The sequence below is a fragment of the Bdellovibrio bacteriovorus HD100 genome, from assembly GCF_000196175.1.
Lineage (GTDB): Bacteria > Bdellovibrionota > Bdellovibrionia > Bdellovibrionales > Bdellovibrionaceae > Bdellovibrio > Bdellovibrio bacteriovorus.
In genome coordinates this window covers 3,610,647-3,631,758 of record NC_005363.1, presented here as the reverse complement: position 1 = coordinate 3,631,758, position 21,112 = coordinate 3,610,647, and the positions used below count along the sequence as shown (strand labels likewise).

The window sequence follows — 21,112 nt, the reverse complement described above, 5'->3', positions numbered from 1 at the left end:
AAAAAACCTCAATAAAGTTGAGGTAATATCAGTTTGGTAATTACCGCTTTTTAGGGGGATGGCGGGCGTTCCGGCGCCGGAACAATGGAAAATATTTCAGGCAGTATTACGGGAATTTCACCTCGACCTAGGTAGGCAAAGTTCTGCGACTTACGGCCAGCACACCACAAAGTAGGATATGTCGAAAAAGTCCCGTGTTATTCTAAACAAAAGAGGGATCGCAAATATGAGAAAATTCTACGGAGTGGTCGGTCTGTTCACAGTGTGTTTTGTGGCAGGCTTTGCTTTCTTAAAATCCAACACAGATGAATATCAAATCACCCGCGATCCCGCAGCGGTCAGAAACAATTTCGACTTCTCTCATTTGCGCGGAGAACAGCTGCAAGAGGCTGTCCGTCACCGACTGCTGGCAGGTTTGGAAATCAGAAAGAACACCCAAGGCGCCGGAATCGGGCTGGGGCACTTTGTCTTCGTTGATGAGGGCGGCAGCAAGAAGCTGGCCTGTCAGGAATTCCAAAAGGTCTTTTTGAGTTTTGAAGCGGAAGGTGTTTCTGTCGGGGGCGACAAACCTCAGATGGAAGTGGAGGGGCGTTGTGATGTCTCTTCAGACATGTCCCGTATCAATGCCTTGTATGTTCCAGTGCAAAAGATTCTGGGCGAGCATCCGGGCGATGGAGAATTCCAGTTCAATGAAGGCCCTAAAGTGACCGTGCGTTTTGCAAATCTTCCTGAAGAATGGCCACGCACGTGGCTTTTGAAATCTGTGAAACTTGTCAATGAAAGCGCTTCAGAGGCGCTGGTCGTGGAAAGCGACGAGGTGGCCAAAACTCTGGGCCACCCGGTCGTCTTTAGCTGGTAAGTACTCCGACGGACTCGGAGTTCAGATTTATTTTCCTGAAACAGCCGAGTGTTCAATTCCATCCATCGTGATGGGTTTGAACGCTTTGGCTTTGTTATAGTGCACCAGAACCACGCGGGTTGCGCACATCACACCTTCACATTTATGAATCACCAGATCGCAGTCTTCGGCTTCCACTGTGCCGGTGCGGTGATCGATATGGGTCAGACGACCTTTCATTTTCACTTCTTCTGTCAGTTCCTTGCTGGCGATCACGGCATTACTGCGATCCACAGCAGAAGAAATTTCTTTTTCCATGGTGATGATCACATCTTCCAGGCCGTCGTTGGAATTGGAGCGGACCCCTTTCAGGTATTCCGGCATGAACTCCAGGGCGTTCATCTCTTGTTTTGTGAAGGTCTGTTTGTCAGTGCGGCCTGACGAAATCAGCTTGCCGGAATAGGACCCTTTTTTCATATGGATCATATTGCCAAAGTTCATGGTGAACTTGTCTTTGGCAAAGGTCACAAAGCCAAAGTTTTTATCGCAGGTGTACTGAATCGCCACCGTGGTTTTGATCATTTTTTCAGTTTCCTGCAGCTCGCGCAGGTAAGAGTTCACATCGGCCACAGAGGTCGAAGAAAACGCCAAAAGAGCCATCAGGGAAAGTACCGGTTTTTTCATAATCTATCCTTTTTGGTTGATAGCCCCTAAAGAGCAAAGCCCTTGCCAGTCAGGCATTACCAAAAAAGCCGGGTACGGGGCCACAGGAGCCCATTTTAGGGGATCTGGGGCAAGTTTCAGGAATTTGCCAAGGGGAGGGGATGTCGCCGGATCAGTCAGTGGTGACAAAAAAAATCCCCTCGCAGCCAGGGCTGGAGGGGATGAAAGCTCTCAGATTGTGACTGAAAAACTATGTGTACTGCTTCGCGATTTCAACGAAGGTACGGATCATTGCGCCGGAAGCACCTTTTTTAGGGCAATAAGGCAAACGGTTGCCTACAGCCCAGCCGGTACCCGCGATATCGAAGTGCGCCCAAGGGATGCCTTCGCCCACGAACTGCTCCAGGAAGGCGGCTGCTGTTGCAGAACCTGCGCCCTTGCCGGAAGAGATGTTGGAAAGGTCCGCGTAAGTGCCCTTCATGTCTTTCACGTGGAAGTCTGTCAAAGGCATGTTCCAAACCCATTCGCCGGATTCAGCAGCGGCTTTTTCAACTTTCGTTTTCAAAGCAGAGTTGCGAGTGAAGTAACCCGTGTGAGTGTTACCCAAAGCGATAACCATCGCACCTGTCAAAGTCGCTGCATCCACGATCATTTGTGGTTGCAATTCAGTTGCGTAAGAAAGAGCGTCCGCCAGGATCAAACGACCTTCAGCATCTGTGTTGTTCACTTCGAATGTTTTACCATTGCGAGCTGTGTGAACATCACCTGGTTTTGTCGCAGAACCATTGATCAGATTTTCAGTGGAAGCCACAAGGCCCACGGCGTTCACTTTCAATTTCAATTTTGCGATCGCCAGCAGGGTGCCGATAACGTTCGCGCCACCGCACATGTCGTATTTCATCTCTTCCATGCCAGCGCCTGGCTTAATGGAGATACCACCGCAGTCAAAAGTCAGACCTTTACCCACGAAGCACACTGGCTTTTTGGAAGCGGCTGCGCCTTTGTATTCCATGATGATGAAACGAGGCTCTTGATCAGAACCGTTGGAAACGCCCAGAAGGCCGCCCATTTTTTCTTTTTTGATGCGCGCTTTATCCCAAACAGTCACTTTCAGGTTGGCGATGCCTTTGGCACCTTCAACTGCAGAGTCTGCAAGGATGGTTGGAGTCATCAGGTTGCCTGGCAAATCGCCCAGACGGCGGGAGAAGTTCACAACAGAACCCAGGATCGCGCCTTCGTTGAAAGCAGCTTTCACAGCTTTGTCGTTACCCATTTTGGAAACAACGTGAACGTTGATCTCTTTGGTTTCTTTTTTGCCAGACATCAATTCGTTGAAAACGTATGAAGTCAGAATCAGACCTTCTGCGGTCGCTTTTGCGAAATCCGCAGCGTCTTTTTTACCAGCCGTGATGCCGTCGAAGTGAACAGCGGCTTCAGTCACGTTCAAAGCTTTGATCGCCTCGTAAGCGGAAGCCATGGACTGACGAACAGATTCGTGAGTGATTTCGTTTTCTTTACCAAGACCCACCACGATGACATGGCGGAAACCTTTGAAGCTGAATTCACGGAAAACAACAGTCTCTTGATGTTTGCCGGAGATTGTTTTTTCTTCCAAAGATGGCAGCAAAGCTTTGTGAATTTCAGAATGAGTCACTTTTGCGAGCTTGTCTTTTTGAGAAGAAGACTTGGAAAACACGACCAAAGCCGGGCAGGTCAATGTGTCGATGTCTTTGTTAAGTAAGTTGAAAGCCATAAAAACCCCTTAATATTATTCGGTTTTGTTGTGCGTTAATAGATGTAGCACAGCAGTTTTAGGGGTCAAAGGCTTTTTGATAAAGTCCTGCCATAGTATTCCGATAGGTAGCACAGTATGACACCTCAATCACAACCACAGGAGACAGCAGTGGCCCTCATACCTTACGTCATCGAGCAGACCTCAAAGGGTGAAAGATCTTACGATATTTACTCCCGACTACTAAAAGACCGCATTATCATTCTTGGTACTGCCGTTACTGATGAGGTGGCGAACTCTATTATTGCCCAGATGTTGTTCCTTGAAGTGGACAATCCTGAAAAGCCGATTCATTTGTACATCAACTCCCCAGGGGGCAGCGTGTCTGCAGGCCTGGCGATCTACGACTTTATGCAGTTCGTAAAGTGCGACGTGGCGACCTATTGCATGGGTATGGCTGCGAGCATGGGTTCGTTGCTGCTGACCGCGGGTACGAAGGGCATGCGTTACAGCCTGCCGAACACCCGTATCATGATTCACCAGCCGCTTTTGTCCGGCGGGGGTCTATCCGGTCAGGTGACGGACATTGAAATCCACGCCAAAGAACTTGTGAAAACAAAAGAGAAATTGACTCGCATCTACGAGACACACACTGGCAGAGACTATGACACCTTGAGAGCGGCCATGGAACGCGATAACTTCATGGATCCTTATCAGGCGAAAGAGTTCGGTTTGCTTGATCATGTGGTTGAATCCCGTAAGGCAAAAAAAGGATAAGAGCCGATGACAACTAAAGATACCAACGGTGCTTTGAGATGCAGTTTCTGTGGCAAGGGCCAAAAAGAGGTCAAAAAATTGATCGCCGGCCCTGGCGTGTACATCTGCGATGAGTGTATCGATCTTTGCAATGACATCATTGACGAGGAAAAAGAGCGCGAGACGGCAGTCAAGGGCACGTTCAAAGTTCCCAAGCCTTCCGACATCAAAACTTACCTTGATGACTATGTGATCGGTCAGACGCAAGCCAAGAAAACTTTGGCAGTTGCGGTCCACAATCACTACAAGCGTGTGAATGCGATGTCCGGCGGTAAAAAATCCGCTGACGTTGAAATGCAAAAATCCAACATCCTTTTGATCGGTCCGACAGGTTCCGGTAAGACTTTGTTGGCTCAGACAATTGCCAAGGTTCTGAATGTGCCATTTGCGATGGCCGATGCGACGACTTTGACGGAAGCCGGTTATGTCGGTGAAGACGTTGAGAACGTTGTATTGAACCTGCTTCAGGCTTCAGACTATGACGTGGAAAAAGCGCAAAAAGGCGTGATCTACGTGGATGAGATCGACAAGATCTCCCGTAAGTCTGAAAACCCGTCCATCACGCGTGACGTGAGCGGTGAGGGTGTGCAGCAGGCATTGTTGAAAATCCTTGAGGGTACTGTGGCGAACCTGCCTCCGAAGGGCGGTCGTAAACATCCTCAGCAGGAATTCATCCAGGTTGATACGACGAACATCCTCTTCATCGTGGGTGGTGCGTTCGTGGGTCTGGATAAGATCATCGAACAAAGAACGACGAACAAAACCATGGGTATCGCTGCGGACATCCGCACTTCCGAGGAAGTTGAAAAGAGCGCGAATCTGCTTTCCAAAGTGGAGCCGGACGATCTTTCCAAATTCGGTCTGATCCCAGAGTTCATCGGTCGTTTGCCGGCGATTGCGGTTCTGGCGCCATTGGATGAAGAAGCTTTGCTCGACATCCTGGTTCGTCCGAAGAATGCGATCACGAAGCAGTACCAGAAGCTCTTCAGCTTTGAGGGTGTGGAACTGAAGTTTACGGAAAAAGCCCTGCGTGCTGTGGCCCAGATGGCTTTGAAACGTAAAACCGGTGCCCGCGGCTTGCGTGGAGTTCTGGAAACAGCGATGCTGGATGTGATGTACGACATTCCTTCCAAAAACAATGTGAAGGAAGTTGTGATCGATGAAAACGTGATCAACGAAGGCGCACAACCGATGCTCGTGTACAAAACGGACGAAGAAATTCGTGCTGAGGAAGAAGAAGCGAAAAAGAAAAGCTCCGCCTAGTCGGGGAGCTTTTCAAGAAATACACAAGATTAAGTAACTGTTTTGACGATCCGAAGGCCTCATTGTCTAATCAACTGATGGCACTCGGATCGTTTCTTTTTTTATTCCTGCACGCTTTCTTGGTGGCTCAGCCTGCGAGTGCGGCTGAGGTTGTGCGGGTGGGTCTGATTGAAGATGTGCTGCGGGATTACAAATTATTCCTGCAGGAACGTGATCCGGTGAAAATCACTAAATTTGATGGCAAGCATTCACGGCGTGATGTCGTTGAAGTTGTTTTATTCATGCAGGCTTTGCGACATGGAAAGTTTGCGGGGCAGGTGCAACTGGTGGGGCTTCCCTCCACGGGGCGCCTTCTTGAGCAGCTGCGAAAGGGCAAGGTGGCGGCCCTGGCAAATTCAGCCTGGGCGGAAAGTGTGCCTGATTCCGAAGTGCTGAAGACCGAACCACTGATTCGTGATGGAGAATTCGTGGTGGGGATTTACACCCGTCCCGGGCATCAGAAGCTTCTGAATGCCAAATTCCCTGAACATTTCCCGAATTTTTCCGCTGTCACCAATCCCGACTGGGGGCCGGACGTAAAAGCACTTCACAACCTGAACGTGGGAAAGGTTTTTGAAGTCGGCCACTGGGAGATGATGACGAAGATGGTTTCTTCAGGACGGGTGGATTTTACTCTGGCACCATTTAGAAACACCCCCGACAAGACCTTCACAGTGGGGAAAGAGATTTATGTGCCGGTCCGAAACTACAAGGTGAACCTGAAGGGCACGCGCCACTGGATGACTTCCAAAAAATATCCTGGAGGTATCGAGTTGCATCAGGCCCTTGAAAAGGGACGTCATTTCCTGGATCAGGAGGGGATTCTTCACCGCGCCTACCGCGAATCGGGCTTTTTTCAGGATGATGTGAAGGATTGGATGCTTTTAAACCGCTGAGTCTGAAAGTTTCAGGTCTTCACGGACAGCATCGCCCAGGCGGCTGAAATCCACAGGTTTGCTTAAGAAACGGGTGGCCCCCAGGGATTCGGCCTTGTTGCGGAATTCCGAGGATTCATAGGCGCTGACCATATAGAAGGGCACCTTGATATGCAGGCCCTTTACCGCTTGAAGCAGTTCAAACCCGTCCATGCCGGGCATGTTGATATCTGAAAGAATCAGGTCGACCTGGGCCCCTTCCGGGGTGTTTAGAAAGTCCAGGCAGTCCGTCGCATTCAGGAAAGAGGTCAGATTAAGATCTCCCCAGTGCGCAAACAGCTTTTTGAACTTCAATTTATAAAGCAGATGCGTGTCTGCTTCATCATCGACTATCACAATGTGGATCATGAATTCGGTCTTTCGTGTGTAAGGGGCAGGGACATCGAAAACTCTGTCCATTGCCCGAACTCGCTGTTGTATTTTAATGTGCCACCGTGTTTCTGGGCAATATTAAAAGCAACAGTCAGGCCGAGTCCAGCTCCTTCACCCGCAGATTTTGTCGTCAGGAACGGATCAAAGATTTTCTCTCCCAGAATCGTCGGGATGCCCACACCATTGTCGCGGATGGTGATCTCCACCATGTCCCCGCGCACTGCTGTGGACAAAATAAGTTCTGGTTCAAAGTTCTTATTTGCTCGCACTTTCTTTTCCAAAGCATGGATCGCATTGTCCACGATGTTGGATAGGGCTCGCAGCAGGGATGTGGTGTAAACCGGTGCTTTGACCGATTCGCCCAGACGGTAGGTCACTTTCGGCGGCACGTAGCTTGAACCCAAAGAACGGGTTGAAACCGTGTCCTGATAGGACTTTTTCACAATTTCATTGATGTCAGCGACTTCCAGCACGTCGCTGTCGTAACCCGAAAGGATCTGCATGGAACGCACGATCTGATCGATGCGCTGACTGTGTTTCAGAATCACTCGACTGATCTCTTTGATCTCTTCCAGATTCTCAGAGTCCGTCAAAAGCTCACTGAAATTCAGAACGAAGTTCAGTGGATTGCGGATTTCATGCGCCACGCTGGCAGTCAGGCTTCCCAAAGAGGCCAGACGTTCCTGGGCCACCAGGGTCGCCTGCATGCGTTTGATCTGCATCATTGCCTTTTCCAGGCTTTCGTTTTTGGTGGTCAACTGGCGCGTGCGTTCGGCGACCTTTTGTTCCAGGGCCTGATTCAGGCTTTCCAGCTTTTGGTTGGCTTCCAGCAATTCTGAACGGAACTGATTGATGGATTCCACCAGAACATCCAGTTCATCCTGGCCCTTGTGGGCCCGGCGCTTCAGTTCAAGATCCTTGGCATCGCGGCCCCGGTTTTCCGCCAGATACCGGGCGATGTGCTGGATATGAACCACCAGAATGCGGTTGAAGATGAAGTAAAGGAAGAACACCACGACCGCGGTTTTGGCCGCCTGGCGAATAAAGATCCAAATCGCTTCCTGGAAGTACTTTTCGCGCAGGCTTTTGATGTCGAGTTCGACATCCAGTGCACCCAGAATCTCATTGGTGTTTTTGTGATAGATATCGAAGCGTTTGTGGCTTTCTTCGGTGGGATCAGATTTTCCGGTTTCGTAGATGGTCTTGTTGTCAGCGACCAGGCGCAAATAGCTGACACCCTGCAAACGGCCCAGACCATCGAGCTGAATCTCAAGAAGTCGAGTGTCATATGACCACAGATGTTCGGCCATGGAATCAAGGTAAGAGTTCTTGATGATGGTAAAGTTGTTCTGCAACTTATCAAAATCTCTTTGATAGTCCATGATGAGTTGGAATGCGGTAAGAATCAGTGTCGCAAACGAGCTAACAGCCCAAGTCGCTATAAGCAGCTTGAGTGATAGCGAGTTGGTGCGGAACCATCTTTTGCTGTCTCTGGGTGTCACATAGCACTTATCGAACAAAATGGGCTAAAAGGGCATAAAAATGTTAGGACCTGGAATTACAATTAGGAAAGATTCTCAATTTCCGACGTTTATTAGAATTATTTTCGGTTAGCATTAGGGCTGATTATGATGCCTAAAATTAGGGCAAATTGGACTCGCTTCTAGGACCAGAAGTCTTTTTCCCTGCAATATATTTACTTCCCAGCAATCATACACATAGTTAGACTGAGTATAAGAATTTGCTCATGGTTGAGATGGATTTTTTAACCTAAGCAGATTTGGTTCGGTTCTAATTAGGAACGAGCCTGCTCGTTAACCCACAGGGAGGGATAGGATTATGAGCGAGGGAAAAGTACAACAACTACCACTTTTGCCCCTAAGAGACCTCATCATTTTTCCGCATATGATGATGCCTTTGTTTGTCGGTCGTGAAAAGAGCATCAACGCTCTTGAAGAGGCGATGAGCAAACAAACCGACATCGTTTTGGCCGCTCAAAAGGACGCCAAAACCAACAATCCCGAACCCAAAGATATCTTTGCAATCGGAACAGTTGGAACGATCATCCAATTGCTTCGCCTGCCGGATGGAACTGTTAAAGTTCTGGTGGAAGGTAAACGCCGTGTAAAGATTAAGAATTTCGTAAACAACGATAATTTCTTCACGGTGGCGGTTGAAGCCCTGGATGAAGATCCTACCAACATCGTTGAAGCTCAGGCTTTGGTTCGCTCCGTAAAAGGAACGTTCGAGACCTACGTGAAGCTGAACAAGCGCATTCCACCAGAGATTTTGATGCGTGTATCCACCATCGAAAACCCAGGGGAGCTTGCAGATATCATCGTGGCTCAGCTGAATCTGAAGCTGGAAGACAAACAGACCGTTTTGGAGATCATCGATCCTTCCAAGCGTCTGGAACACCTTCTGAACCTGATGACGGGCGAGATCGAAATCCTTGAAGTGGAAAAGAAGATCCGCACGCGCGTGAAAAAGCAGATGGAGCGCTCTCAGAAAGAGTACTATCTGAATGAACAGATGCAGGCCATCCAGAAGGAGCTTGGTGAAAAAGACGACTACCAGGCAGAGCTTCAGGATCTTGAGATCAAGACCAAGAACAAAAAAATGAGCCAGGAAGCTAAAGACAAGGTCATGAAAGAGATTAAAAAGCTCAAAATGATGTCACCTATGTCTGCGGAAGCGACAGTTGTTCGCAACTATATCGACTGGGTTCTGTCTTTGCCTTGGGCTGACTACACAGAAGAAAAACATGACATCAAAAATGCCCAGCGCATTCTTGATGACGATCACTGGGGTCTGGAAAAAGTCAAAGACCGTATCCTGGAGTACCTGGCAGTCTTGTCCATCTCCAAAGATATGAAAGGGCCTATCTTGTGTCTGGCGGGTCCTCCGGGGGTGGGTAAAACTTCCCTGGCAAGATCCATCGCGGAATCTTTGAATCGTCCATTTGCACGTATCTCTTTGGGTGGCGTGCGTGACGAAGCAGAAATTCGCGGTCACAGAAAAACCTACGTTGGTGCGATGCCAGGTAAAATCCTGCAGGCGCTTCGTAAAGTGGACAAAGGTAATCCACTGGTTCTTCTGGATGAAATCGACAAAATGGCCAATGACTTCAGAGGTGACCCGGCGGCTGCGATGCTTGAGGTTTTGGACCCTGAGCAGAACAACAACTTCCAGGATCACTACCTGGAGCTTGAATATGACCTGTCCAAAGTGATGTTTATCGCGACAGCGAACTCCTTGCACACGATTCCAAGACCTCTTTTGGATCGTATGGAGATCATCAACCTTGAAGGTTATATCGAGCAGGAGAAGTTCCACATTGCGAAGAACTACCTGGTTCCTAAGCAGTTGGAAAACCACGGCTTGAAAGACTACAAAGTCACCATCAAGGATGACACCATCCGCGATGTGATCCGCTATTACACTCGTGAAGCGGGCGTTCGTAACCTGGAAAGACAGTTTGCAAACGTGGCTCGTAAGGTCGCTAAAGATATCGTGATGAACGAAACTTTGGAAAACTTCAAAGCCGAAGCTAAAACAGATAAAAAAGCTGTGGCTGCCAAAAAAGGCGCGAAAACAGCGAAGACCTCCACGAAGAAGAACGAAGGTTATGTGGTTACTCCGCAGAAACTGGTCGAGCTTCTGGGTCCGCACAAGTACAAGTTCGGTATGATCGAGACTGAAAACGAAATCGGTCTGACGAACGGTATGGCTTGGACGGAAGTGGGCGGTGACCTTCTGGCTGTCGAGGTGAGCGTGGTGCCTGGTAAAGGCAAGTTCACTGTGACCGGTCAGCTGGGTGATGTGATGAAAGAATCCTGTGCGGCGGCGATGAGCTATGTTCGATCCAGAGGTCCTTTGTTCGGTTTGGACAAAGAATATTTCTCGAATATAGATGTGCACATCCACTTGCCAGAGGGGGCAGTTCCTAAGGACGGTCCTTCTGCAGGTATCGCACTGACGACTTCCATCGTGTCAGCGATCATGAAAGTCCCTGTGAAGCGCACAGTGGCGATGACGGGTGAAGTTTCATTGCGTGGACGTGTGATGGCCATCGGTGGTCTGAAAGAGAAGATCCTTGCTGCTCACCGCGGTGGCATCAAGCTGATCATCTGCCCTAAGGAGAACGAAAAGGATCTTAAGGACATCCCTAAGGATGTAATGAAAGATCTGAAAGTGATCCTGGTGGACCATGTGGATCAGGTTCTGATCAATGCTCTGGACATTAAGTCTCCAAAAGAATTGTTCAAGATTCAAAAGGAGCGCGAGTTCGGAATCAAAGCTCAGTACACGGGTCAGTCGGTACACCACCACTAAGAGTGAAGTAGAGATTAAAAATTTGATTTAGGTCGAATTGGAAAGGCCGGTAGAAATACCGGCCTTTTTGTTTTTATCTCTTGCTGCGGGATTCGCGCAGGTCTTTGGCGGTGAAGCCGCGTTTGCAGAAGTTCTTGAGTGCTGTTTCATAGGAAGCATAGTCCATCATGTTGCGGCTGGTGTAGGGGACGGCCTGATAATCTGAAAGCTGAGTCATGCCGTCAGTGTACACAACATTGTAGGTGCCTCTGTAATTGCTGTCGTGGACCGTCAGGATGTAGCCGTTCGCGGTTTTTTTCATGTTTACCACCAGCCAGGCGTGGGCTGTGATGCCTTCAATCTGCAGCATCTGGTAAGGGATGATCCCTTTGCTGACTTCCATATACAGTTGGTCCATGCGGGTTTTTAATTCATCTGCGGGAATCTCATGATTTCCCGTCACTCCACGAACCCAGCCAAACAGCAATCCGCCATCGACGATCTGCCCCCCTTCCAGGGACTGCTGGATTTCGCTGCTATGGGCGTATGAAAACTCGGACAGATTTTTAAAGCCCGGAATTTCGACCACGCCGCGGTTGGCGGCAATATCCATGATGATCTGGCGGGCTTCATTGCGATTGGGGCGCGGTTCATCGGGGCGATAGATGGCCAGATAGTTGGCGTTACGGGTGAACATGGAATGCCACCAGCACACGCCGGCATCACCCAGGCCACCACGATTGGTGAAAGAAAGTTGGTTGTCGGTATCAGCCAGAAGGGCTCGCATCGTGGCCGGCTTGTGGGCCATTTCGCAGAATTCAGCTTTGGTGGTGGGGGCCTTGGCGTGGGCCCAGGCTGTAATTAAACTGGTGGCAGCAAAGGCGGTAAAAGCTTTCCATCTCATGGCGAACTCCTTATCCCTATTACCTAGGGCAAGGTGGGTGCCAAAATAAAAGGGAGTCAGATGTCTCTGTCTCCCTCCCTGAGTTTCCACGAACTGCTGAGGCCGTCACCGGGCCAACAGGTGTCTATCCCTTAGACGCCCTCTTACTGGGGCTTCGTCACACATCTAAAGCCGATGTTGTTGATCTTCAGATTCCACGAGGCTGGGGCCTGCATTTCATCGGCGGTGATGTCCCCGATATTGGCTGTGAAAATTCCCGTCGTGCCTTTGGAGTGCATGCAAAGCGCGCCCCCACGGATCACTTTGCCAGAGCTGCCTCCGAACAGGTTCCCCATGGAGGTGTCTTTCTTGCCGGCGTCTGCAAGGCCGGTGAAATCAAACAGCGCTTTGGAGCCCGGTTTCACATCCCAATTATTGTTGTGATACTGGCGTCCATAGAAACTTGAAAGATCCGGGTTGTACGAATTGCCATAGATGGTGTCGCTAACCCATTCCCAGGCGTTACCGCCAAAGTCCCAGATCACTTTGCCACTGGCAAGAACGAAGGTTCGGCGCTCGCTGCCGCTGGTTTTGCCGGTGCTGTCGTAAGGGTTGGTGGGGTCTTTGACTTCCACGGGCTCACTCCAGCCGGAATAGTATCCGGTGTACAAAGTGTCCTTCTTGTTTTTGTCGATCCAGTTTTCCTGGTTGTAGTAAATTTCCAGGGCTGCCGCATTCCATTCGGAATTTGTTGGCAGGCGGTAACCCGCCCCCAGAGCGGCACACGCGTCGATGGCCGCGGCTTTCGTCGCTAGCCAAGGTTTGTTCGCGGCCGTCGAAACAGCTTTTCCGCCCACTTTTTTCATTTCAAATTTCGCAATACAGAACGCCTCGGTTTTCACTGTGCTGTTAGCCGCGACAAGTTCATAGTTCTCTGGACAACCACTGACTGGCGTCGGCACAGGTTCAGGAACGGGCGCAGGTTCTGGCACAGGCACCGGAGTCGGAGTCGGAGCTGGAGTTGGCTCTGGTGCTGGTTCTGGAGCCGGGGTCGGCGCAGGAGCAGGATCCGGAGTCGGTTGCGGAGCGGGCGCAGGGCTTGGTTCCGGCGCAGGGGCTGGCGAAGGCTCCGGAGTTGGAGTTGGAACTGGAGCAGGCGTTGGATCCGGCGTAGGAGCCGGAACAGGAGCGGGTTCTGGGGCTGGCTGCGGCGCTGGTGCAGGCGCAGGTTCCGGTGCTGGCGCGGGCGCAGGAGTAGGCTCTTCCGGAGTTGGAGCTGGCGATGGTTCTGGAGTCGGAGCCGGTTCTTCCGGCGCAGGTGCTGGAACCGGCTCTGGGCTTGGTGTTGGCGTTTGTCCCTGACCTGGAGACTGACTTGGCGGCTGCGTCGGGCTTGACTGTGGAGGGTTTTCTGAAGCCTGATCATCCTGTCCTGACTTCTTTCCGCTAAAGCCCCCTGAACACGCAGAAAGAGCAGTCGTCAGACTCAAACACAAAATAATCCGTGGCAGGTTCTTCATTCAGAATCCTTCGTTTGGGGGGCTTTGGTTATTTTCACTGATTTTTGACGAACTTCGGAAAATTCCTTATGTTAGCAGTCAAAACTCGCCTTAAGCCTTTCGCCTGAAAGGGCTACTCATTTTCGTTGCCCGTCTTTGGGCGGGCTGTGATAAAGGAAGTGTTATGAACGAGAACAACCCGGAAAACGCCGCCCCTATTGAAATCCCCAAGGAAGTCTTGTCTGAGCAGGCCCTAAGGGGAGTGATCGACAACTTCATTCAGCGCGAGGGCACCGACTACGGCGTCAGTGAAATCTCTTACGAAACGAAGATGCAGCAGGTGCAAAAGCAGATCGATAAAGGTCACGTGCGCATTGTTTTTGATCCGAATACTGAAAGTGTCAGTCTGATGCCCGAACAGGAGTGGAAGAAGTTCCAGAAGCGCTGAAAAGCGCTCTCCTAGCGATTTCTTTGTCTCGCACACCGCGATAATTCAGCCTGCTTTATTACGGGCGCATTACATTCCTGAAATCAATTCTCACTATGCTCAAATAATGAGCAACTGTCCGCGTCTTACATTGACGTATTCCTGACAATCTGTAAAAACCTGTCCCTCGCGAGTAATTTGTTTTTTGTTTTGGAGTTTTAAGACCTTATGAGCCCTACTGATCGTGCTTTCGAGCTCGGCAAGCTTTATTACGACCGGGGAGAGTTCACGCCTGCCGTGGACAATCTTCAGGAAGCGACCAAAGCTTTCTTTGCCGAGAAGAATTTCTCTCAATACTTGAAGTGCATCAATTTGCTTCTGCGTATCTTTGCAGAGCGTGAGCAATTTGAAGAAGTAAATCTGACAAAAGAAAAACTCCAGGATTTGGTTCTGAAAGAGGGCTTCGAACTGAATTCCAAAACGTACTACACGCTCGCGGTGTGTGCGTCTTACAAAGGTCAAATCGACACAGCCATGGACTATCTCCAAAAGGCTCTGGCTATCGCACTTGCTTCTGACAACAAGGAAGACATCTGTCACGCCATCTTCGGTCTTGCGATGGTGTACTCGCATCCGTCTTCCGCTCGCTATTCTGATGCTTTGAAAGAGATCTACAATCTTCAGGTCTTCTTCCAGGTTTATCAGATGCCGGATCTGCAGGCGTCCTCTCTGTTCCTGAACGCCGACATCCTGAAACAGATGAAAAAGTACGACGAAGCGATCGAGGTTCTGTGGAAGGCCTATGATATCGTTCGTGAAACCCGCAACGTGGTTATGTCCAACTATCTGATGGGCGCTCTGGCGGACACTTACTTTGAAATCGGCGACAAGGACATGGCCCGCACTTACATCACTTTGGCGCAAAGATCTGTGGACACTGAAAACCACAAACGTCTGGCGCGCATGGTGAAAAACCTGGCGGAAAAAATCGGTGGCGAAACCCAGAGCAACTTCGACCTTATCTTTGATGAGGCAAACCACTCTGTGATCGAAAAGAAGCTGGGTCGCATTGATTTTAAAAACCAGTTCATATTATTGGATCTTCTGCGTCTGTTCGTTCAGAACCAGGGTCAGATTTATTCCAAAGAATTCCTGGTTGAGAATGTTTGGAAGCAGCCTTATGATCCTGCCATCCACGACAATAAGATTTACGTGACCATCAAACGTCTGCGTAAACTGATTGAACCGGATTACGAAAAACCTAAATATATCTTTAGAGCCAAAAACGGATATTACATGAATAAAGCGGCTCGAGTTCATTTCGAGCACTAAGGGGGATTCATGTTGAGCAAAATTTTGATCGCAACTTTGGTGACTCTATCGGGACTGACGTTCTCTGCAACCGCGTTTGCAAAGGATGAAGAGCACATTATGCCAGCCAGCGATGACCGCTGGGTCCCATGGCCAATGCACCTGGCGCAGCCATTCCCATGGCAGGATATCCAGGGTCTTTGGAAAGCCCAACAGGGTGACTTCACTTCCTACTTCGCACTGAAAGTGGTTCGTCAGAAATCCACTGGGACACGTCAGCTTCAGGTGAAGCAGTTTGATGGTGAAACCTGCCGTGTGATTGCGACGGGTGTGGGTATTGAAAGAAACAAAAAGGTTCTTTCTCAGATGACCAGCAAGGCCGGAACGACCTTCCGTGTTCAGCTGACAGCCTTTGATCAGAAAGATTCTCCACTTCCACCGTTGCGCGGAAACCTGCCGACGGAGGCTGTGATGCTTCTTTCCTTCGGGGCGCTGGAGCAGCGTGGGACTGAGGAGCTGATTCATATGCAAATTATGAAGATTTCAGCGACTTTGACCCAGAAAACCTGCATGGACGACTTGAAGACCCTAAAAAAATAGGGATTATTAAAAAAAGATATTGATTAAGGGACGGACCGTTGCTAGAAATGGTCCTCTCGATACCAATAGGGAGTTAGCTCAGTTGGTAGAGCGCCACCCTTACAAGGTGGATGTCGCAGGTTCGAATCCTGTACTCCCTACCAAACTTCTTCCAAGAAGTTTAAATCAACCACCGCCAAGGTGGTTTTTTTATGCCCAAAATCTGCCGTCATTTATTTAGCACTCCTTTGCTTGAACAAAATTCTTGAATACACAATTGTTACACAATGCACAATTTTTGTACGGGCTGTGTAATCTTTCTGCTAGATAGCTCTCCATCTTGAAACGACGAATTTTGTCCGTGGGGCGGAATTATTTTCTAAGAGGAGTGATCATGAATCGTCTGCTGACTGTCTTTGGTGTTTTGCTGGTTGCGACTTTGGCATCCTTTAATGTATTTGCTCAATCCCGCTCTGAACTTGAGCGCCGTATGATGGTAGAGGACTCTTACGAAGCTCCTCGTGGTCGTCTGTTCAATGAGCAGGCTTACCTGCGCGGCGAAACTTACCTGAACCAGTACACAAACGTGATTGTGATCAATAAAGCGGCTTCCGGTTCCCAGGCTCAGACTTTGCGCCTGTACACGAACCGTCAGTTGATGCTTTCCACATATGTTTCCACGGGCCGTGAAGACCTTGAATACATCAGCGCAGTTCGTGGCGTTGTAAACAAGATCTTCAAAGGGGCGACGTCCTCTCACTGGAGACACACGACTCGTGGTTTCTACACCATCAAACGTGTTCACGGTTACAACTACCGTTCTGGCGAATCCAAGTTCCACATGCCATTTGCGATGTTCTTCAATGAAACCCGCGGTTTGGCAGTTCACCAGGTGCCACCGGATCTTTCCGGTGGTGAAGCGGCGGGCGAAGCGATGCTGGGTAAACGCGCTTCCTCTGGTTGTGTTCGCGTTCATAAAAACCAGATTCAAACCATCCATCGTGCTGTGACTGCAGCGGACCGTGGCATTGTTCCAGTGCTGGATACTCGCACTGGTCAGCCTAAGTACGACCAGAACGGCAAAGTTCGTTACGAAAAGGGTTACAAAACAATCGTTATCGTAGAGGAATATTAAGAGCGGGGCTTTAATAAGCCCGATCTCTCACGACACGCTCTGGTGGCTTGTTGACCTCGCCCCGAAAGGGGCATAAAAAGGCTGGGTTTCCCCGGCCTTTTTGTATTTTAGGAGTGACTATGAACCTGATTGAAATCGTAAACACCCCCGATGAACAACGTGACCATCAGTGGGAGATCGACTTTTTCATGGCGGTCACTCAAGGCAACGTCAAGCTGATCCACGAAGTCCCTCAACAAGGACCGGACGGCTGGCCTTATCTGCTGGTGGAGACCGGTGCGGAAGCAACAGAGCCCGCAAACAAAATCATGCAATGGGCCGCCACCAAAGGTGTGGGCTTGGTTGTGAATCCGATGAAGTCTTATCCTGACTATGTTTTCACTTACGGCATGCTTTGGAGCTTCAAAGAAACCGGCCGTTTCTATCAAGAGGCTGCTCAGTCTCCGGTAGGCACCGTGGAAATGGAAAAAGGTCAGGGTCTGCACGCAGGTCCACCGGCACCACACTATCTGCCTCAGTACGTTCGCAATATTCTGAAAGAATTCTTCCGCGATCAGGGTGTTCTGCGCCCACGCATTCTGGTGATGAGCCAGGACCGCAAACACTACGATCTGGCTTTCTCTTTGGAAGCGTTGGGTAATCCCCCAACCAAAGAGCACCAGGGCATCGCCGAAGCCCTGAGCTGGTTCCTGCCTCCACACTATTCAGTAGTGCTGGTTTCAGAAATCGGATTGCCACCATTCTCAGATCTATAAAAAGAAAAACCCCGCCAACATAGCGGGGTTTTTTATTTCATTCCTAAATCCAATTTCTAATTTCCAATAACCACTTAGTATTCAACCACCACGGTCTTCACTTCAATCGTCTTGGTGCTTTGAGTTCCATCGTCATTGGTGACCTGCACCTGGCGCTGATACGCTTGGGACGACATCTTCGGAATCATCGTCGTGCTTGGAGTGATATAGGCAGTCTGCAACGGCTCAAGCACCTTGCCGCCGGATCTCAGTTCCAGATTCATTTTGTCTTCGGATGTCCAATTCAGCTCAAAGTTCACGACACCTTTTTGTGAGCGCACGGAAGTGATCAGTTGGCGATTGATGTACACATCCACCACCGCGCCATCTTTGGCTTCCGTCAGAATGCTGAGGGCTTTGATATCACGAAGCTGGGAAGGTTCGCTGGTGACGTCTGAGGAAAGACGGCCGGCCTCCACGATGGTCAGACTCACCCCGATGGTCCCGCTGGTCATGCCCGCCGAGGCGGAAAGGGCACTTAGAAGCAAAGAGCAAAACAGCAGGGACGTGGCGGCGATCTTCATGGAACAGACTCCTTGGTTGATTCGAGTTCTTCTCTAAAGCAAGGCCTGTACCTGTTTAAAATAATCCTGCTTCGATCTGAAGAAACGGAGCTGTCAAAATATAAGACACCTGATGCCTTAAAGAGGGCGGTACCAGCAAGACGGGCGTTCTTGCAGCAAAGCGCTGGCGCGGAAAGTATCCAAGCGGCATTGCGGGCTTGGATATCCCAGCAAGGTGGTCGCCGGAACATTGCTGTCTTCGGCATCCAGAGCGGGAACGGGCTGATTGTTGGGAAAGACATTCCACTGCAATTTCGCCATCAGGGCGCCGGACTGCAAGGCGCGACGGCACACGGTGGGCTTTGCGGAATTAGCACAGGTTTGTTCCAGCAAGGCTTCATCGCGTTCCGACAGGCGCGCTGCCGGGGTCTTCATCATCGAAGCAATGCGCGTGAAGCAGCCACGAATGGAATAATAATCCGCAGCGCCTTCAGCCGAAGCCCAGGTGTCCCGGCCATCGGCATCTCTGAAATAAGGCGCACCCCCTTTGTGGTGACCGACCTCATGGCAGATCATCAACGCCAAGCTGTCAGGCGTGGTGGTGGATTCACGCACCAAACCGCCATAGACGATGATCAGTTTTGACTCGTCAAAACGCAAAGCCTGGGCATTGATGGTGTCGTTGTACCAACTGGATTGAAAATCGATATCGGGATAAGACTTTTGGAAAAGCGCCAGCAGCTGGTTCAGCTGATCTTCGGAAAGTCCTTCGATGACAGAGGCGCTGGCATTGACCGGCAAAAGAGCCGGGCACAACACGCGCTGAACCGCCACGTGGGACGGAACCAGCACTGCCAGGAATGTCAGGGTGAACAGCCAAAGTTTCATGGGCGGGATCTTAAAGGGCGTTTAAGGGACCGGCCAATCAAATGGCATTTGGCTGAAAAGATTGCAAAAAAGAGTCGCGGGATCTTTCGACCCCGCGACTGGTGGTTTTCGTGGTGTTTTAATCAAGCTCGCCCGGACGGGGCAAGAGATCCATCAGGCACTCACGCCAGTATTCCGGAGCCTCGTCGCTGTAGTCCACAGCCACATAGAAGCCTTTCTTGCCCAGAAGCTGCGTGCGTGTAATCACGCCAGAGATTTCAAGATTCATTTCTTCCAGATGCATGAACACCCGGTCGCCAATCAGGCAATCCAGCGTCAGCGTCTTGCGCAGGGCTGATGGAATCAGATCCTCGCGCTTCACCAGAAGCAAAAGTCCGGTGGAAGAGGCTTCGACAATCTCACTGTTCTTTGCGATTTTTGCAAAGTCATCCAGTGAAGTGAGATACGAAATATGAATGGGAGAGACTTCGGTCCTTGGAGCCACTCTGCGGTTGTATTTTGAACTTCCCATTTTTCACCTACCTTAAAAACAAACTGCATTAGCGTCGGTTAATAAACTCTTCGGCAGGACTCGACCAAAGTTAAGAGGGAAAAATAAAAAAGGCCAAACTCCAGGTGGAAATTTTCATCACGACACCCCTGTTTTCAGAGGAGGAATTAAACGCTTCAGGGTTTAAAAGACAGAATGTCTCAGTATGAGAATCTATATTTTCCCACGCCCCTATAGAAATTTTAGAGATCACCGACGGCTGATCATACGAACGAAGCGCCTTAAAACACGCCTCTTTCGCACACCACAAGGCCGCCGCACTCGGGGCCGCCGCCAGTTCTTCTTGTGACGACACGCGGGCCACGGTTTTGTCAGTCACACGCTCGGTGACTTCGACATCCACACCAATTGGCGAAGCCGAAAGAATGATGACACCCAAGCCTTCCGTGTGGGAAGTGGAAGAGTGCCAGTTTTCAGGAAGCAGTTTTTGAATTTCCGCACGGATCAGGTCGCGATGTGCGGGATTGTGGCTTCCCCATTCCGGGCGGGCATGAATTTGCAAACCCGGAGACTGAAGAAGCTTTCGCGCGGACTCTGTCAGTTTTTCAGATACAACCAAAGAGTCCATAAAAGAATTAAACCGTGAATTCCGCAGGCCAGCTGACAGGTTTGCCGCTGGTGATGTCCATCATGCGATCCAAAGACACCTTGGCTTTCAGGCGCAATGCCTCATCCAGGCCCACTTGCGGCTGGAATGTTTCCAAAGCGTGTTTGATCTTTTCCATGTTGTTCATCTTCATGTACGGGCAGTTGTTGCAAGAACAACCGGCATCCAGAACCGGCGCTTGAATCAGCGTCACGTCCGGACGAAGTTTTTGCATCTGGTGGAAAATACCAGTTTCAGTGGCCACGATGAATTTCTTCGCCGGGTTTTTCTGAACCTCTTCCAGCAAACGGGAAGTGGAGCCTGCCACAGAAGCATACTGCAACACGGATTCATCGCACTCAGGGTGCGCAATCACCACCGCATCCGGGTGTTGGGCGATCAGTTCGTGAAGTTTGCGGGCATTGAACAGCACGTGCACTTCGCACGCCCCTGGCCACAGGACAAATTCACGATTTAGTTTTTTCATCAACCAGCGACCCAGGTGCTGATCCGGTCCGAACAAGATCTTGCGGTCTTTCGGAATGGATTCAACGATCTGCTGAGCATTGGAAGAAGTGATGATCACATCAGAAATGGATTTCACTTCCGCGCTGGAATTAATGTAGGTCACCGCAATCCCGTCCGGGTGCTGGCGGCGCCACGCCAGGTACTGATCGTAAGGCGCGCCTTTGACAAGAGAACAGCTGGCTTCCATGTCCGGAACCAAAACTGTTTTGGTGGGATTTAGGATCTTCACGCTTTCAGCCATGAACACAACACCGGCCAGCAGGATGGTGTCTTGCTGTACCTGTTGGCCCATCTTCGCCAGATAGAAGCTGTCACCGACATAGTCGGCGATATCCTGGATATCACCATCTTCATAATAGTGAGCCAGAATGACGGCGTTTTTTTCTTTTTTCAGGCGCTGAATATCAGCAGCAATATCATAAGACATATCTACCTCGGGCCTATTGTAACCCAAATG

General features: G+C 50.0%; 21 protein-coding genes and 1 tRNA gene. 11 read left to right on the top strand and 11 right to left on the bottom strand.

Annotated features, from left to right (window positions below):
• Positions 1–226 precede the first annotated feature (226 nt).
• A complete protein-coding gene (locus tag BD_RS17185) occupies positions 227–859 on the top strand; it encodes a hypothetical protein (protein WP_226987845.1) in 633 nt (210 codons plus the stop codon).
• 27 nt (positions 860–886) lie between these two features.
• On the opposite strand, the gene BD_RS17180 is transcribed toward BD_RS17185, so the two are convergent.
• Positions 887–1,522 carry a hypothetical protein gene (locus BD_RS17180; protein WP_011166061.1) on the bottom strand — a complete coding sequence of 212 codons (636 nt, stop codon included), beginning with the start codon at positions 1,520–1,522 and terminating at the stop codon, positions 887–889.
• Between the two features lie 229 nt (positions 1,523–1,751).
• Entirely contained in the window at positions 1,752–3,254 is a 1,503-nt protein-coding gene (locus BD_RS17175; RefSeq protein WP_011166060.1) for a leucyl aminopeptidase, read from the bottom strand.
• 117 nt (positions 3,255–3,371) lie between these two features.
• Here BD_RS17175 and BD_RS17170 point away from each other — a divergent pair, with 117 nt between their 5' ends.
• From BD_RS17170 to BD_RS17160, 3 genes are all read left to right on the top strand, one after another.
• Entirely contained in the window at positions 3,372–4,010 is a 639-nt protein-coding gene (locus BD_RS17170; RefSeq protein ID WP_011166059.1) for an ATP-dependent Clp protease proteolytic subunit, read from the top strand.
• A gap of 6 nt (positions 4,011–4,016) precedes the next feature.
• Positions 4,017–5,312, top strand: a complete 1,296-nt coding sequence (clpX, locus tag BD_RS17165; protein WP_011166058.1) for an ATP-dependent Clp protease ATP-binding subunit ClpX — start codon at positions 4,017–4,019, stop codon at positions 5,310–5,312.
• A gap of 77 nt (positions 5,313–5,389) precedes the next feature.
• A complete protein-coding gene (locus BD_RS17160; RefSeq protein ID WP_162145209.1) occupies positions 5,390–6,247 on the top strand; it encodes a hypothetical protein in 858 nt (285 codons plus the stop codon).
• Here the strand turns inward: BD_RS17160 and BD_RS17155 are convergent.
• Positions 6,236–6,634 carry a response regulator gene (locus tag BD_RS17155; RefSeq protein ID WP_011166056.1) on the bottom strand — a complete coding sequence of 133 codons (399 nt, stop codon included), beginning with the start codon at positions 6,632–6,634 and terminating at the stop codon, positions 6,236–6,238. The two genes, BD_RS17160 and BD_RS17155, sit on opposite strands and share 12 nt — an antisense overlap.
• Positions 6,631–8,040: a sensor histidine kinase gene (locus BD_RS17150; RefSeq protein WP_144313877.1), complete on the bottom strand. Its 1,410-nt coding sequence runs from the start codon at positions 8,038–8,040 to the stop codon at positions 6,631–6,633. Before BD_RS17150 ends, BD_RS17155 begins: the two co-directional genes overlap by 4 nt.
• Positions 8,041–8,497: 457 nt before the next feature.
• On the opposite strand from BD_RS17150, the gene lon reads away from it, so the two are divergent.
• Positions 8,498–10,993 (top strand): endopeptidase La, encoded by a 2,496-nt coding sequence (gene lon / locus BD_RS17145; protein ID WP_011166054.1) that lies wholly within the window; start codon positions 8,498–8,500, stop codon positions 10,991–10,993.
• A 73-nt stretch (positions 10,994–11,066) separates the two neighbouring features.
• On the opposite strand, the gene BD_RS17140 is transcribed toward lon, so the two are convergent.
• Both BD_RS17140 and BD_RS18220 read right to left on the bottom strand, forming a co-directional pair.
• Entirely contained in the window at positions 11,067–11,876 is an 810-nt protein-coding gene (locus BD_RS17140; protein WP_011166053.1) for a hypothetical protein, read from the bottom strand.
• A gap of 143 nt (positions 11,877–12,019) precedes the next feature.
• The gene (locus tag BD_RS18220; RefSeq protein WP_011166052.1) at positions 12,020–13,375 is read right to left on the bottom strand and encodes an SUMF1/EgtB/PvdO family nonheme iron enzyme; all 1,356 of its coding nucleotides are present in this window, start codon (positions 13,373–13,375) and stop codon (positions 12,020–12,022) included.
• Between the two features lie 163 nt (positions 13,376–13,538).
• Between BD_RS18220 and BD_RS17125 the strand changes: the two genes are divergently transcribed.
• The 6 genes from BD_RS17125 (at position 13,539) to BD_RS17100 (ending at position 17,561) form a co-directional block, all read left to right on the top strand.
• Positions 13,539–13,802 carry a YheU family protein gene (locus tag BD_RS17125; RefSeq protein ID WP_011166051.1) on the top strand — a complete coding sequence of 88 codons (264 nt, stop codon included), beginning with the start codon at positions 13,539–13,541 and terminating at the stop codon, positions 13,800–13,802.
• Positions 13,803–14,009: 207 nt separating this feature from the next.
• Positions 14,010–15,113: a winged helix-turn-helix domain-containing protein gene (locus BD_RS17120; protein WP_011166050.1), complete on the top strand. Its 1,104-nt coding sequence runs from the start codon at positions 14,010–14,012 to the stop codon at positions 15,111–15,113.
• A 9-nt stretch (positions 15,114–15,122) separates the two neighbouring features.
• A complete protein-coding gene (locus BD_RS17115; protein WP_011166049.1) occupies positions 15,123–15,692 on the top strand; it encodes a hypothetical protein in 570 nt (189 codons plus the stop codon).
• 67 nt (positions 15,693–15,759) lie between these two features.
• Positions 15,760–15,835, top strand: a tRNA-Val gene (locus BD_RS17110).
• Between the two features lie 230 nt (positions 15,836–16,065).
• Positions 16,066–16,806: a L,D-transpeptidase gene (locus BD_RS17105; RefSeq protein ID WP_226987844.1), complete on the top strand. Its 741-nt coding sequence runs from the start codon at positions 16,066–16,068 to the stop codon at positions 16,804–16,806.
• Positions 16,807–16,925: 119 nt separating this feature from the next.
• The gene (locus tag BD_RS17100) at positions 16,926–17,561 is read left to right on the top strand and encodes a hypothetical protein (protein WP_038450270.1); all 636 of its coding nucleotides are present in this window, start codon (positions 16,926–16,928) and stop codon (positions 17,559–17,561) included.
• A 74-nt stretch (positions 17,562–17,635) separates the two neighbouring features.
• Here BD_RS17100 and BD_RS17095 read toward each other — a convergent pair whose 3' ends face one another.
• The 5 genes from BD_RS17095 to nadA all read right to left on the bottom strand — a co-directional run bounded on the left by BD_RS17095 (position 17,636) and on the right by nadA (position 21,082).
• Positions 17,636–18,124: a hypothetical protein gene (locus tag BD_RS17095; RefSeq protein ID WP_011166046.1), complete on the bottom strand. Its 489-nt coding sequence runs from the start codon at positions 18,122–18,124 to the stop codon at positions 17,636–17,638.
• 117 nt (positions 18,125–18,241) lie between these two features.
• On the bottom strand, positions 18,242–18,991 hold the full coding sequence (locus BD_RS17090; RefSeq protein WP_011166045.1) for a M48 family metalloprotease: 750 nt from the start codon (positions 18,989–18,991) through the stop codon (positions 18,242–18,244).
• Between the two features lie 118 nt (positions 18,992–19,109).
• Positions 19,110–19,502, bottom strand: a complete 393-nt coding sequence (locus tag BD_RS17085) for a hypothetical protein (protein WP_011166044.1) — start codon at positions 19,500–19,502, stop codon at positions 19,110–19,112.
• A 70-nt stretch (positions 19,503–19,572) separates the two neighbouring features.
• Positions 19,573–20,109 (bottom strand): 4'-phosphopantetheinyl transferase superfamily protein, encoded by a 537-nt coding sequence (locus BD_RS17080; protein ID WP_011166043.1) that lies wholly within the window; start codon positions 20,107–20,109, stop codon positions 19,573–19,575.
• A gap of 7 nt (positions 20,110–20,116) precedes the next feature.
• Complete coding sequence (nadA, locus tag BD_RS17075) at positions 20,117–21,082, bottom strand: quinolinate synthase NadA (RefSeq protein ID WP_011166042.1); 966 nt, start codon at positions 21,080–21,082, stop codon at positions 20,117–20,119.
• Positions 21,083–21,112: the final 30 nt, after the last annotated feature.

Bases quoted from the DNA above. Each gene is read 5' to 3' on its own strand.
- BD_RS17185 (WP_226987845.1), top strand. From the start codon at position 227: ATGAGAAAATTCTACGGAGTGGTCGGTCTGTTCACAGTGTGTTTTGTG.
- BD_RS17180 (WP_011166061.1), bottom strand. From the start codon at position 1,522: ATGAAAAAACCGGTACTTTCCCTGATGGCTCTTTTGGCGTTTTCTTCG.
- BD_RS17175 (WP_011166060.1), bottom strand. From the start codon at position 3,254: ATGGCTTTCAACTTACTTAACAAAGACATCGACACATTGACCTGCCCG.
- BD_RS17170 (WP_011166059.1), top strand. From the start codon at position 3,372: ATGACACCTCAATCACAACCACAGGAGACAGCAGTGGCCCTCATACCT.
- clpX (WP_011166058.1), top strand. From the start codon at position 4,017: ATGACAACTAAAGATACCAACGGTGCTTTGAGATGCAGTTTCTGTGGC.
- BD_RS17160 (WP_162145209.1), top strand. From the start codon at position 5,390: ATGGCACTCGGATCGTTTCTTTTTTTATTCCTGCACGCTTTCTTGGTG.
- BD_RS17155 (WP_011166056.1), bottom strand. From the start codon at position 6,634: ATGATCCACATTGTGATAGTCGATGATGAAGCAGACACGCATCTGCTT.
- BD_RS17150 (WP_144313877.1), bottom strand. From the start codon at position 8,040: ATGGACTATCAAAGAGATTTTGATAAGTTGCAGAACAACTTTACCATC.
- lon (WP_011166054.1), top strand. From the start codon at position 8,498: ATGAGCGAGGGAAAAGTACAACAACTACCACTTTTGCCCCTAAGAGAC.
- BD_RS17140 (WP_011166053.1), bottom strand. From the start codon at position 11,876: ATGAGATGGAAAGCTTTTACCGCCTTTGCTGCCACCAGTTTAATTACA.
- BD_RS18220 (WP_011166052.1), bottom strand. From the start codon at position 13,375: ATGAAGAACCTGCCACGGATTATTTTGTGTTTGAGTCTGACGACTGCT.
- BD_RS17125 (WP_011166051.1), top strand. From the start codon at position 13,539: ATGAACGAGAACAACCCGGAAAACGCCGCCCCTATTGAAATCCCCAAG.
- BD_RS17120 (WP_011166050.1), top strand. From the start codon at position 14,010: ATGAGCCCTACTGATCGTGCTTTCGAGCTCGGCAAGCTTTATTACGAC.
- BD_RS17115 (WP_011166049.1), top strand. From the start codon at position 15,123: ATGTTGAGCAAAATTTTGATCGCAACTTTGGTGACTCTATCGGGACTG.
- BD_RS17105 (WP_226987844.1), top strand. From the start codon at position 16,066: ATGAATCGTCTGCTGACTGTCTTTGGTGTTTTGCTGGTTGCGACTTTG.
- BD_RS17100 (WP_038450270.1), top strand. From the start codon at position 16,926: ATGAACCTGATTGAAATCGTAAACACCCCCGATGAACAACGTGACCAT.
- BD_RS17095 (WP_011166046.1), bottom strand. From the start codon at position 18,124: ATGAAGATCGCCGCCACGTCCCTGCTGTTTTGCTCTTTGCTTCTAAGT.
- BD_RS17090 (WP_011166045.1), bottom strand. From the start codon at position 18,991: ATGAAACTTTGGCTGTTCACCCTGACATTCCTGGCAGTGCTGGTTCCG.
- BD_RS17085 (WP_011166044.1), bottom strand. From the start codon at position 19,502: ATGGGAAGTTCAAAATACAACCGCAGAGTGGCTCCAAGGACCGAAGTC.
- BD_RS17080 (WP_011166043.1), bottom strand. From the start codon at position 20,109: ATGGACTCTTTGGTTGTATCTGAAAAACTGACAGAGTCCGCGCGAAAG.
- nadA (WP_011166042.1), bottom strand. From the start codon at position 21,082: ATGTCTTATGATATTGCTGCTGATATTCAGCGCCTGAAAAAAGAAAAA.